Source organism: Streptomyces sp. NPDC091279 (genome assembly GCF_044757465.1).
Taxonomy (GTDB): Bacteria; Actinomycetota; Actinomycetes; order Streptomycetales; family Streptomycetaceae; genus Streptomyces.
In genome coordinates this window covers 112,076-125,154 of the sequence record NZ_JBIVVA010000002.1, presented here as the reverse complement: position 1 = coordinate 125,154, position 13,079 = coordinate 112,076, and the positions used below count along the sequence as shown (strand labels likewise).

At 69.2% G+C, this 13,079-nt stretch carries 3 protein-coding genes; 1 reads left to right on the top strand and 2 read right to left on the bottom strand.

The window, feature by feature from the left end:
* Window positions 1–76: 76 nt before the first annotated feature.
* Both ACIQOU_RS04305 and ACIQOU_RS04300 read right to left on the bottom strand, forming a co-directional pair.
* Window positions 77–712 (bottom strand): hypothetical protein, encoded by a 636-nt coding sequence (locus tag ACIQOU_RS04305; RefSeq protein ID WP_401533754.1) that lies wholly within the window; start codon window positions 710–712, stop codon window positions 77–79.
* Window positions 713–718: 6 nt separating this feature from the next.
* Window positions 719–8,974 (bottom strand): RHS repeat-associated core domain-containing protein, encoded by an 8,256-nt coding sequence (locus ACIQOU_RS04300; RefSeq protein WP_401533753.1) that lies wholly within the window; start codon window positions 8,972–8,974, stop codon window positions 719–721.
* A 387-nt stretch (window positions 8,975–9,361) separates the two neighbouring features.
* Between ACIQOU_RS04300 and ACIQOU_RS04295 the strand changes: the two genes are divergently transcribed.
* The gene (locus ACIQOU_RS04295; RefSeq protein ID WP_401533752.1) at window positions 9,362–12,949 is read left to right on the top strand and encodes an FG-GAP-like repeat-containing protein; all 3,588 of its coding nucleotides are present in this window, start codon (window positions 9,362–9,364) and stop codon (window positions 12,947–12,949) included.
* Window positions 12,950–13,079 lie beyond the last annotated feature (130 nt).

Sequence of the window (13,079 nt, the reverse complement as noted above, 5' to 3'; positions counted from 1 at the left end):
GAACAGCTCCGGGAAGGGCTACATGGGTTTTCAGATACTTACCTTATGACGCGGACTCTTGAGTTAAGATCGCCTCTCAAATTTCCCAGTTGTTTAGTTCGGCAAACGCCTCGATAGAAGGAGTCAGTTGCACGGAAAATGCGCTTGCTGATACCTGCGCCTGGGTTGCCACCGAGCGTCCAATCACACCTTGAGCGGAATCTTCTGACCCCTGAGAAAGAAGCGCAAGGACCTCACGCTCGGCGTCAATCTCCATTTGCACTAGCAGCCCTGGAGGAGGAGGCTCTTCTCCGTACCTTACAATTACGGGATTTTCTCCTGACAGCTTGAAATCGAGCATGGAGAGCAGTGACCTGAGGGCATTGATAGACATCTCCGCCTTCGGGGCTGAAGGCCTCAAGGAGACGGCAAGAGCATTTCCCACGAGCCCCACCGCCTGAGCCACATAGAACTCTGGGCGAGAAGAATCATCCTCGCCGTCCTGAGGTTCCATCTCCAGCCCATCCAACGCCTCGGCGCATTCGTCCTGGACAGACTCGCCAGCAGCTGCCGCCCAAGCAAGCTCAAGCGAGGCATCGACCCACGTCAAGTACTCCGAAGGGCCTAGGGCTCGACAGAAAGTCACCCCCCGTTCCGCGGCTGCAGCACAGATCAGCATCAGCTCAGAGTCCGAAGCGTTCGAAATTGCCTGAATTTCTGACGGAATCTCCATGTCCCTCTAGCCTCCAGCGGCCCAGAAGATTGTGAATGGGGAATTTTGTGCAGCATGACCGCGGATTCCTGCGCCACCCAACGTCACCCCGCGAACGTTCAGCATGGGCGAACAGATGGCAACGCAGAAGTTTCGCGATGCCGCACCGAACACTGCATGCTCATTTGGCCCCAAGCTGTTAAGGATCCCTTCCTCTGCATGTCCAGCCGCCTGCACGAATTCCTCTCCCGGTCGAAGTGTCCACCCGGAAGGCATTGCGCCGCCCCCATTGATTCCGATCCGAGTGGTGAACGTCTTCGTCTGAGAGTTGAAGACACCAATTATCGCCGTGGTGCCCTTCACGTCCGCCATGAAGTAATCATTGCGGGACGCCTGCAACTCTTCCGCACGGTTGAGAGCAAGCATCGCATCGTCTTCAGTTGCAACCCCAGGACCACAGTTGTGAACCAGGACCGGCGTGGCCCCAGCCACCACATAGTACGTATGCAGTGCACTGACAGTCAGGTTGAGTACCGTTGCCTTCGGTACCGTCCAGCGTTGGACCTTGACGATCTGGGTCTGCGTTCCTGCGGCGGTGTGCAGCAAGGTTCCTGGGGTCAGGTCCGTTGCCTTGAGCCACTCTTCCAGTTCCGGAACCCAGAAGGGGTGGCCGTCCGTTGCTGTGACTGAGGCTGTTTTCTTGCCCTTCTTGCCGTCCACGTCGATCGTCACCTTGACCAGGTGCTTGACGCCCGTGCCGGTGATCTCCGCGGTGACCGTCTCCACGCGGGTCTCGCCCGTTTCCGGGTCGGTCGCGAGGACCTGGTCGCCGGCCTTGACGTCCTTGATCGGCTTGGTCGAGCCGTCGGCCATCAGGACCCGGGTGTCCGGGGTGAAGCTGTTGGCCGAGCAGGAGCTGCCCTCGCCGCCACCACCGGAGTCGCCGCCTCCGCCGCCCGAGTTCTCCTTGCCCGAACTGCTGCGTGAGCCGCCGGACTTGGACTCTGCCTTGCCGCCGCCGGTCGAGCCCTTGTGCTGGGCCTGGGTTCTGGCCTTCACCTGGACCGGGTTGCCTCGGGCGCCCTTGGAGCCGGTGTGGGCTTTCTTGCGGGCCGCGGCTGCCGCCGCCTTCGCCGCTTCGCGCGCCTTGCGTTTCGCTTCGGCCGCTGCCGCTTCCGCCGCCTTCTTCGCCTTGATCAGCGCCGCCTTCGCCGCGCGGGCCGCCTTGATGCCGGCCTCCGCCGCCCGCTTGGCCGCGCGGAACGCCTTCACCGCACCGAGCGTCGCCTCGAAGGCGCGCCACATCTTCTTGCCCTTGGAGAAGATGCTGGTCCACGGAATCGCGTCCATCAGCAGGCTGCCGCAGGCCCACAGGTCGCCCTGGGAGAAGCAGCCGACGATGTCGTTCCAGCCGATGAACTCCTTGAAGACGGCCCAGCCGGTCGCCAGGATGACGTCGCCGATCGAACGGTCCAGCGTCTTCTGGTAGTCGGCGATCTTCGCGTCCAGCGCGGCGATCGACGCGTCGAAGCTCGACGCCGACGAGGTCAGACCGGACGGGTCGGCGTGCGTGACGGGGTTGTTGTTGGCGTACGCGTACCCGTTGGCCTGGAGCGGGTCGCTGTCGTCCAGGACCGGGTCCGCCGAGAGGAACCGGCCGGTCCCCGGGTCGTACTCACGGGCGCCGAGGTGGGTGAGCCCGGTCCCGGTGTCGTCGTCGCCAGTGTGGAAGCCGGTGTGTGAGCGCGGCGCGAGATTGGCCGCGCGGTCCTCGCCCCACGGGTCCTTCTTGGCGACCCGCACACTCATGGTGGCGTCGAGGCGGACCTCGGCCAGCGGGGTGCCGTTGAGGTCGGTCGCCTGGGCGAAGACCTGCTCGGTGACGCCCGTGGTGGCGGTGGTGCCCTCCAGGTAGCGCGTCACCGACGGGCCGCCGATGCCCGCGTAGGAGCGCTCGACGTAGCGGACCTTGCCCGCGGTGGTGAGCGAGATCTTCGTGTCGGGCAGGGACAGGACCGCGCCCGCGTCGGTGCGTTCCAGCAGGCGGTTGCCCATCGCGTCGTAGACGTAGCTCGTCTTCGCCGCCGGCTTCCAGAGCTGGGTCGCGACCGTCGCGCTGCATGTCGCCAGGGTGAGGTCGGCGCCCGCGGTGGCGGTGGGAGCGGACAGGCACAGGTTCGTGTCGGTGTGCTTCAGCTGGCCGGTGGGCAGCGTCTGCCAGCGCTGGGCCTTCGTCGCCTTGGCGCAGGGCTGGATCGTCACCGCCGAGCCGATCGCGGTGCCGCTGGGCTGGGCGCACTGCCCGGCGACGACGAGGGAGCCGATCGTCGCGTCCTCGACCGTGCCGTCGTTGTCCGTGTCGGCGGCCTGGACGCGGAAGTTCTGCGCCTTGCTGCCGTTGCAGACGTAGAGCTGGAGGGCGTTGCCCGCGTCGGTGGTGCCGCCCGCGAGGTCGAGGCAGAGGGCGCCGGCGCCCACCCAGGCTCCGGAGCCGTCGGTGCCGAAGCCGGTGACGGACTCGGTCTTGCCGTCCCAGGTCCAGGCGATGGTCTGGGCCGTGTCGCCGCCGGTGGAGCGGGTCCGGACGGCGCCGGCCGCGTCGTAGGTCTGCGTCGAGCGGGTCTTGACGGTCGGGCCGCCCGGGGCCGTGGCGGTCGTGGTGTACGACGTCAACGTGTGCGGCTGGTCGTTCTTCGCCGTGTCGCTGGTGCCGTAGGCGTAGTCGGTGACGACGTCGTTCGTGGTGTCGACCTTGCCGTCGGTGACGGTCGGGTCGGCGGCGTGGTCGGTCTTGGCGGTGCGGTTGCCGAGGGCGTCGTACTCGTAGGACTGCCAGTAACCGGAGTTGTTGGACGAGACGTTGGTCTTGCCGTCGGTGTAGACGGGGGCGGCCGTGGTCCGGCCGGTGGCCGTGCAGGCGCCGCCGCCCGGTGTCGTCCAGGCCTGCTTGAGCTGGCCGATGACGTCGTAGCTGAAGCACTGCTGGTCGGTGGTGGTGCCCATGCGGTCGGCTATGGACAGGACGTTGCCGGACGGGTCGTAGGCGTAGGAGCGCTTGCTGACCTCGCTGCCGGGGACGACGGTCTTGTCGGGGGTGGCGCTCTCGCGGACGAGTCGGCTGGTGCCGAGTTCGCCGGTGGACTCGTCGAACGTGTTCTCCTGCCACAGCCGCCTGCCCATCTCGCCGACGGTGGCGGTGAGGACCTGGCCGTAGGGCGAGTAGGAGGTCTCGGCGGCGTACCAGTCCTGCCCGGAGACGGAGGTCGGCAGGCCGGCCTCGTTGTAGCGGGTGATGACGTCCTCGGCGCTGAGGCCGCCGGCCGCCGGGGCGGTGTACTTCTCCAGCTGGCCGTCGTCGTTGTAGGCGTACTGGTAGCGGTACTGGGTCTCGAAGCCCTCGGCGGTCCTGCCCGGGGTGGAGCCCGGCGGCAGCGCCAACGTCATCTCGGTGGGCTGGTAGTCGGCCGTGTACCCGGTGATGGCGGTGGTGTAGGGCTTGCCTTCGGTGTACCGGGTGGCCGAGGCGAGCTGCCCCTTGCCGCCGGTCGCGGCGTCGTAGGCGTAGGACTGGACGGGGGTCGCGGTGCTGGAGCCGGGCGGGGTGGACTTGACCTGTTCGACGCGGTTGAGGCGCTCGTAGGTGTAGGACACGGTCTGGCCGCGGGCGTCGCGGGCGGAGCCCACCCGGCCGTAGGCGTCGTACTCGGTGTGGGTGGCGCCGGCGTCCGGGTCGGTGGTGTCGGTGACCCGGCCGAGCGCGTCGTAGGTCCAGGTGCGGGTGTTGCCGACGTCGTCGGTGCTGGTGACGAGGTCGCCGCGGACGTCGTAGGCGTAGCTGGTGGAAACGGCCTTGTCGTCGCTGAGTGCCGCGTCGGTGAAGGTGTCCTGACGGACCGTACGGCCCAGCGCGTCCGTCCACACCCGGGAGGCGGGCGTGCCCTGCGGCTGGCGGATCACCGTGTAGTCGAGGCCGTACTGGTAGCGGGTGCGGCGGTCGGTGGTCGCCACCGTCTCGTCGCCGTTCTTGGCGGGCTCGCCGGTCTGCGGGTAGGAGTGGTGGACCGGGGTGACGGTGAGGACGCGGCCGAGGCCGTCGTAGGTGTAGGTGGTGGCGTTGGGGACCAGGGAGTCGGAGGCCGGGACGACGAGGTCGATGCCCGGGGCGTCCTCCATGTAGTAGGCGTTGCGGGTGTAGCGGACCTGGCCGGAGCTGTTGTGGAGGGTGTCGGTGACCAGGCGGCCGCCGCCGACCGCCGGGGTCTGGGTCTGGCGTTCGCGGCCGAGGCCGTCGTAGATCGAGGTGGACGCCTGGTAGGTGCCGTCGCCCGCGGCGCGGGTCGGGTTGTCCTTGAGGGACTCGGTGACCACGGAGACCGGCTTGTCCGGGTCGAGGTGGTAGGCGTAGCGGACCGTGGGGTCGTCGGTGGCGCTCTGGGTGGCGTCCCAGGCGGCGACGGTGCGGCCGAGCGGGTCGTACTCGTAGGAGGTGACGCGGTCGTTGGCGTCGGTCGACTTCAGGGTGGCGCCACGGCCGGGCTCGACGAGGGTGACCTCGCGGAAGCCAGTCTCCTTGCCGTCGACGACCTTGTGTCCGTCGATCGTCTCGATCCCGTAGACCTGGCCGTCGGCGGGGGTGTAGGCCGTGGTGCTCTCGACGCCGGTCGGGTCGATGGCCTTCACGACGCGGCCGGTGCCGTCGTACTCGGTGCGGGACTCGGGGTTGGTGGTCTGCCAGCCGGTGCCCGCGCCGGTCGGGGCGACGGTCCTGGTGACGAGACCCTTGCTCGGCGTCGCGGTGTGCGAGGTGGCGCCGTCGTAGAACATGCGCGAGCCGCTGACCATGGTCTTGGCGGTGGCGCTGGAGAGGTCGGTGGAACAGGCGCTGGTGCCGGTGGTGGTGACGGTCTGGGCGACCAGGCCGATGAGGTAATTGGTCCCGGAGGTGTTGTGCACGTACGAGGTGGCCGTGCAGGAGTTGTCCTTGGGGTCCGCCTCGTCGCCGAACTCCCTTACCAGGGTGGGCAGTCCGTAGGTCGCGTCGAACTCGGTCCTGGTGGTGACCGTGCGCAGGGTGGAGCCGTCGGCGCCCTTGCCGGAGGCCTTGGTGATCGTGCGGCTCTCGCCGAGGGTGACGCGTTCGGCGGTGACGTCGGGGCCGTCGGTGCGGTTGCGGGTGGCCAGCCGGACCGGGGCGTCGGGGACGTTGACGGACCGGGAGGTCCAGCCGGTGGCGGTGGCGGCGCCGGCGTCCGGGTAGGTCAGCGACTCGGCGACCATGCCGGCGTAGGCCTTGCGGTCGGTGGCGAGGACCTCGCCGGTGACGTCGGTCATGGCGGAGCCGCGTCTGACGTCGTCGGAGGACTTCTCGGGGGTGTCGTCGGCGAGGACGTCGTCGCTCATGCCGCGGAAGTAGCGGGTGACGGACTTGGCGGCGACGGTGCCCTCGGCGGCGTCGGTGGTGCCGGTGACCGTGGTGACGATCGGGTAGCCGCGCCAGTCGTCCCAGGTGCGCTTCTTGGGGCGGGTGAACTCGCCCTGGTTCTTGGCCCACAGGGCGCCGTCGACGGCGTCGGGGTAGGTGGCGTACGTGTAGGTCGTGGTGACCGGTTTGGTCTCCTCGGGGGCCGCGAGGCGCGGGTGTTCGGTGGTCTTCTCGACGACGTACTTATGGAACCAGGAGGTCCGCTTGTCCTCCAGCTCGCCGTCGGCGTGCCAGTAGGCGGGGAAGCAGAGCTGGTCGTTCCTGTCCTTGACGGGCCGCCCTGAGCCGGTGAGGCACTGGCCGGTGGGTGCCTTGTAGGTGACCTCGGTGCGGCCGCCGTACTCGGAGACGACGTCCTGGATGCGCAGCCGGGCGAAGAGCGGGTCGGTGTCCAAGGAGCCGTTTTTGACCCGGTTGGGCAGCGGGTTGGAGTTGTGGCCGAAGGTGACCGGGTTGAGGCGCTGGGTGGAGCCGTCGACGGCGTAGCCGGTGCGGGCGACGGACTCCAGCCACAGGGCGGTGTACTCGCCGGTCAGGCCCCAGGGGAAGGACTGCTTCAGGCCCCAGGAGTCGACCTTGGAGAGCAGGGTCGTGGTCGCGGAGTCGCCGGACAGGCCGCAGGCGTTGCGGCTGCCGGTCTCGTTGCCGTCGGCGTCGACGGCGTACTCGGTGAGGCGGACGCCCTGTTCGCGCTGGGCGCAGGCGTCGACGGAGGCGAGGCGCTTGCGGGACCAGTAGGTGGGGGCGTACGTGGTGCATTTCTTGCCGCTCACGCAGGCGAGGTCGGCCGGGGTGTCGAACCAGGGGCGGGTGCGGTCGGACTGCTTGGAGTCGAAGTTGGCCTCGGAGCACTCGACCTTGAGGGAGTTGTCCTCGAAGCAGCGTTCCTTGGCGGTGAAGTTCATCCGGCCGAGCGGTTCGGCGCTGTAGAGGGCGGCGGCGCGCTGGCCGTAGTCGATGTGGGAGAGGTAGCCGCCCCGGTCGTAGGAGACCGCCTTGGCCTCCTTCATGTCCCGCGCGTAGCCGTTCTTCTCCTTCTCCCACCACAGCGTCATGGCGTTGTCGGAGGTGTCGACGACGTAGTCGAGCTGGAAGCGCCAGCCCTGGTCGCAGAACGAGTCCTTGAACGCCGTCTGGTGGCAGGGGTCTTCGGAGTGGTTGCCCGCGACGGGCACGTTGAGCACGGAGTTGGTCTCGGGCTTGCCCGAACTCCAGCCCGGCAGGCGGTTCATGCCGAAGTAGTACTGGGTGCCGTCGCTGGTGGTGACCCGCCAGAACTCCCCGTTGTCGTCACCGTTGTGGGAGCTGTCGACGCCGGTGAGGGCCTGGTAGTCGGCGGCGTCGAGGAGTTCGACGCGGAGGTTGTCGCCGCGCGCGCTCTTCCACTGCTTGGTGGTGTCGTCGCGGACCAGCTCGGTGGTGGTGCCGTTGAGGGAGAGGACGGCGTTGTACGAGCCCCAGCACTGGTCGCCGGTGAAGTGGCCCTTGTTGTTGGCGTTCGCGGTGTCGGCGGCGCAGCCCACGAAGGTGCGGGTGATGGAGCCGGGGTTGTAGTCCCAGCCCTCACCGGCCCAGGAGACCTGGTTGTTGGTCGCGGACGTACGGCCGTCGGAGGTCTGGGAGTTGTAGCTGAGGGTGACGTTCGGGGAGGGGCCGGAGGGGACCTGCGGGGCGGCCATCGTGTAGGCGTAGGTGAACGCGCCGGAGGAGCCGCCGGCCGTCCAGGAGCCGGCCGAGACGATCGGGCTGGCGCCGAAGTCGCCGCCCGCGCCGGAGCCGAAGGAACCGCCCACCAGCAGGCCGCCGGTGGCGGAGTCGGCGATCTGCCGGACGGCGTCGGCGGCCTTGCCGCCGCGCCAGACGGCGGAGTCGACGGTGGAGCCGGAGCCGTCGCTCGCGGCGGTGTCGGTGCTGGACGTGCCCGTGGCGACGGTGCGCAGGTCGGTGGTGTCCAGGGTGACGTTGACGAGGGTCTCGGGGACCTCGGCGGTGGTGGCGGTGGGCTCGCCCTCCTCGTCGCCCGCGCCGTCCTCACCGGGGTCGGGCTCGGAGCCCGAGGAGTCGCCCGCCTCGCGCGGCACGGTGACGGTGGAGCCGGTGCGCTCGACGGCGGTGGTGACCGGGATGCCGGTGGAGCACTCCTCGGCCTCGGGCGTCGTGGTGTAGCAGGCCGGCATCAGCTGGAAGGAAAGCCGGTCGAGCCACTGCGCGCTGTAGGTCTCGGCGAGCTTGCTGGCGTCGATGGAGACGACGGCCTTGCCGGTGGCGGTGGCCGGGGCGTCGACGGCGAGCATGAAGCCCTGGGCGCCGCTCGCCACCGCGTCGTCCTCGGCGGCGGCGGCCACGCTCCAGGCGCCCTTGAGCGCCTCGGCGTCCGTGGCGGAGGCGTCCTTGGGGGCGCCGACGCCGATGGTCATGGTGCCGTCGGCCGAGGTGGCGATGTCGGTGGTGGTGCCGGGGGCCGGGGCGTCGAGGGTCCTGGTGCCGGACGCGGCGGGCACCTCGGCGACGGCGGCCGGGTCGTACGCGGTGGTCGCGTTGGTGGTCGAGCCGGTGAGGTCGGCGAGGTCCTCGGTCTTCTGCTCGTCGACGGGGACCGGGTCCGTCTCCTGCGGGTCGGCGAGGTCGACGGCGGTCCGGGGGTCGCCGGGGCCCGCCATCGAGACCCCGGGCAGGAGGGTGACGTTGAGGGCGAGGAACAGACCGGCGACCACACCGATCCGGGCCCTGCGCCGGATCAGGCGTTCGCGGGACGATCTCCTCAGCGAACCCCGACCGCACCAGGACAGCACCGTACGCACGGCAGAGCCGACCTTTCCCCCGTCACCACGATCAGAAGCGATCGGCCCATGGCAGATGGTGAGCAATGACTTACAGACTGAGCACGAAGATAAAGAGATCGTGAAGATCCCCGTCAAGCTGTGCTGATCCTGTGTTAGCTATGTCACGAACCAAAACCAGACAAAGAACGGCAAAGAAAGACGCTGGGGCGCTTTACGTGGACGTTGCCAAGCCGCTGTCTTCACAAGGGTGTTGATCTCGCCCGGAAGAGCTGTTCATACTCCAACCGCCCAATCCGGCACGTCGTGCGACCGTCACGAGCAGTCACCAAGCCCCAGGGCATCCCGAGAAGAGCCACGCCGCCGCGGTGTCCGCCGTGCGCGGCCCAGCCTGTTGGAGAAGGGCCCTTGAGCGACCTCGACAGCGCCACCGAAACGAGCGCCCCGGCGCCGTCGGCCGAGCCAAGTCCCCCTGTCCGTCGGCGCGTTCGGCGGGCCATGGCCGCCGCCGTCGCCCTCGCCGTGCTGGCCGGCGGCGGTGCCGTGCTGGCCCTGGTCGACACCGGCGACACCGGTTCCGCCGCCAAGTCCCCTGGTGCCGCACGGCCGGTGGACGAGGACGAGGCACAGCGCCGGGCGCGGGCGAGTGACCGGAAGGTCGAAGTCGCCACGCTGACCGACGAGTTCTCCACGACGTACGCCAACCCGGACGGGACGTTCACCTATCAGGTGTCGGCCGATCCGGTGCGGGCGCGGACCGCCGGGGGCGGGTGGGCGCCGGTCGACCTCGACCTCGAACGGGACCGTGACGGCAACTGGCACTCCGCCAACAGCCCGTATCCGGTGACGTTTTCGGGCGGCGGCGACGGCTCCGGGGCGGACCGTGCGGGTGCGCGCGCGTCGGGTGGCTCGGTCCGCTCGGCCGTGTTCCGTGCCGGTGCCGCCGACGCCGTCGCGGCCGCCGACGACACGTGGTCGCCGTTGCTGACGATGACGGCCGAGGGGCACGAGGTCGCGTTCGCGTGGCCGGGTGCGCTGCCGGAGCCGGTCGTCGAGGACAACCGGGCGCTGTACGAGGGCGTGTTGCCGGACGTGGACCTGATGCTGTCCGCGCGCACCACCGGGTTCACCCATGTCCTGGTGGTCCACTCGGCCGAGGCCGCGGCCGCGCTGGCCGCCGATCCGCCGCGCTACCGGGTCACCTCGCCGACCCTGTCGTTCACGCTCGATCCGGGCACCGACGTGCTCACCGCGAAGGACGACGCGGGCCAGGAGATCGTGGTCTCGCCGACGCCGTTCCTGTGGGACTCGGCGGGCACCCATGACACGGACGAGACGTCCGCCGACCCGGACGCCGCGGCCGGCACCAACGAGAACCCCGAGGTCGTCGAGGAGGGCCCGGCGCGCCCCAGCGAGGAGCCTCCGGTCGAGGGCCGCGGGGACGCCGACCGCGACGAGAACGCGGTGGAGAACGACCCCGGCGAGCCCGGTGATGCCGGTGACTCCGGTGATTCCGGTTCCGGTGATTCCGGTGGCGTGGAGGGCGGGGCCGATCCGGTCGCGTTCGCCGCGGGCAACGCGCTGGGGCTGCCCGCCGCGAACGGTCCCGGCGAGGGTGCTCACGCCTCCACGGCGGGCGCGGCGTTCGCCGGTGACGTGCTGACGATCAGCCCGCCGAAGGGCTATCTCACCGAGACCGAGGGGCTGACCTACCCGCTGTTCCTCGACCCCTCCACGGTCGGTACCCGCTCCAACTGGACGACGGTGTACAAGAAATACCCCGGCTCCAGCTTCTACGACGGCGCCAACTACAACGAGGACACCAAGGAGGCCCGGGTCGGCTTCGAGCGGCAGACCTGGGGCACCGCACGGTCGTTCTTCAAGCTGAAGCTGAAGAAGTCCATCAAGGGCGCGGACGTCTCCAGCGCCGTCATGTCGGTCCTGGAGACGCACTCCTGGTCGTGCAGCAAGCGCACGGTCCAGCTGTGGCGCACCGACTCCTTCAACTCCAAGACCACCTGGAACCGGCAGCCGTCCTGGAAGCGGAAGGTCACCTCGAAGTCGTTCGCGTACGGCTGGAAGTCCAACAGCTCCTGCCCGGACACGAACGTCAAGTTCACCACCACGACGCTGGCCCAGGAGGCCGCGGACAACGGCTGGATGGACGTCAACATCGGTCTGGTGGCGTCGACGTCGTCGTCCGCGCCGACGGGTTCGGCGAGCGGCCTGGAGACGGACACCTACTCCTGGAAGAAGTTCAAGGCGGAGAGCACCGGTTCGCCGGAGATGACGGTCACGTACAACCGGAAGCCCAACACCCCGACGTCGGTGACGATGAGCCCCGGCACCTGTGACACCAGCACGTCCCCGTACATCAAGGTCGGCAAGTCCGAGACGCTCGCGATCAGCGCCAAGGGCACCGACCCGGACGGCGAACTCTCCAAGCTGGAGTTCGAGCTGTGGGAGACGGGCAAGCAGAGCACCACGACGCGGACGCTCAGCAAGAGCGTGAGGGACGGCGAGACCGGTGCCGTCGCGATCAAGTCGTACCTGGCCAACGGGAAGACGTACTCGTGGCGGGTGCGCGGCAAGGACGCCTCGACGAGCGGCGCGTGGGCGCCCACCGGCGGCGACGGGGTGTGCCGGTTCACGTATGACACCGCCCTGCCCGATTCACCCGCGCCGGTGATCTCGACGGACTTCCCGAGCGACAAGGACGACGGCATCGACGGGAACGAGGAGGACAGCGTTCCCGACGTCTGGTCGAAGAAGCCCTTCGGCAACGCCGGCAGCTTCACCTTCGAGCCCGGCTCGCCCAACGCCAGCGCGCCCGCGAACACGGACATCGTCAAGTTCGTCTACTCGATCAACAGCACCACCTACGCCGGCTGGGTCTGCGCGAACGGCGCCCAGGGCACCACGGGCGGTCTCACCAAGTCCTGCTCGACGCCGGTCAAGACGGCCACCGTCACCAATGTGCAGCCACCGGCCGCCGGGCCCAACACCCTGTACGTGAAGGCCGTCGACGCGGCCGGCAACATCTCGCCGAGCCCCACCAAGCACGTCTTCAACGTCACCCCGCGCTCCAAGGCCGACGGCCCGGGCGACCTGAACGGCGACGGGAACGCCGACCTCGCCCATGTCACCGCCGCGGGCAACCTCTGGATCGGCGCGGTCTCGCAGAACGGCACCTACCTGGTGAACACGTTCGGCACCCGCGAGAAGGGCGCCCTGATCAAGGACGGCGCCACCGCCCCGCACCTCTGGGACGGCAACGGCACCTACTCCCTGGTCACCCACAACGGTGACTTCGCGCCCGGCGACGGTGTCACGGACTGGGTGGTGCGCACCCCCGAAGGCCGCCTGTTCGTGTATCCCGGCGACGGCTACGGCTCGATCGACGTCAGCAAGCGCGTCGAGGTGCGGCTGCCGGCCAACGCCCCCGATCCGTCGACGTTCTCGGAGATCAAGGCGGCCGGTGACATCACCGGTGACGGGCAGCCCGAGCTGTTCGTGGCGGGCGGGGTCGGCGGGGCCGAGCTGTGGGTCCTCAGCGGCTACAGCGGCGGCGCGTTCGGTGAGGCCGTCCAGATGACGACGACCTCGTGGGCCCATGCCGACCGGGACTTCGTGGCCATCGCCGACTACAACGGTGACGGTGCGGCCGACCTGACCTATCGCACCGCGGGCGGCAACATCATCCTGCGCAAGGGCATCCTGGACAGCAGCGGCACGGGCACGGTCCTCAAGAGCCTCGGCCAGTCCGGCTGGAGCCTCGACGGGGACTCCGTGTACGCCTCCTCGTCGTTCACCCGGGCCGCGTTCCCGCAGGTCTACGGCACCCCGGACGCCACCGGCGACGGCATCCCGGACATGTGGGCCACCAACGCGGCCGGTGCCCTGCTCCTCTACAAGGGCGGCGCCGCCACGCTGGGCTCCCCGATCACCGTCCGCTCCAGCGGCTACGGCACGACGGTGGTCAAGCAACTGGGGTGAGCGGTAAGGCCGTTCACGACAGCACGTGGTTCCTGGGGTCGTGAACGGCACGGTGTGACGGAGGGCCGGACGGTGGCGTCCGGCCCTCTGTCGTGTGCGGAGGGGGCGGTCGGGCCGCCTCCTCGGCATC

Coding starts and splice junctions, on each gene's coding strand:
- ACIQOU_RS04305 (WP_401533754.1), bottom strand. CDS start 712: ATGGAGATTCCGTCAGAAATTCAGGCAATTTCGAACGCTTCGGACTCT.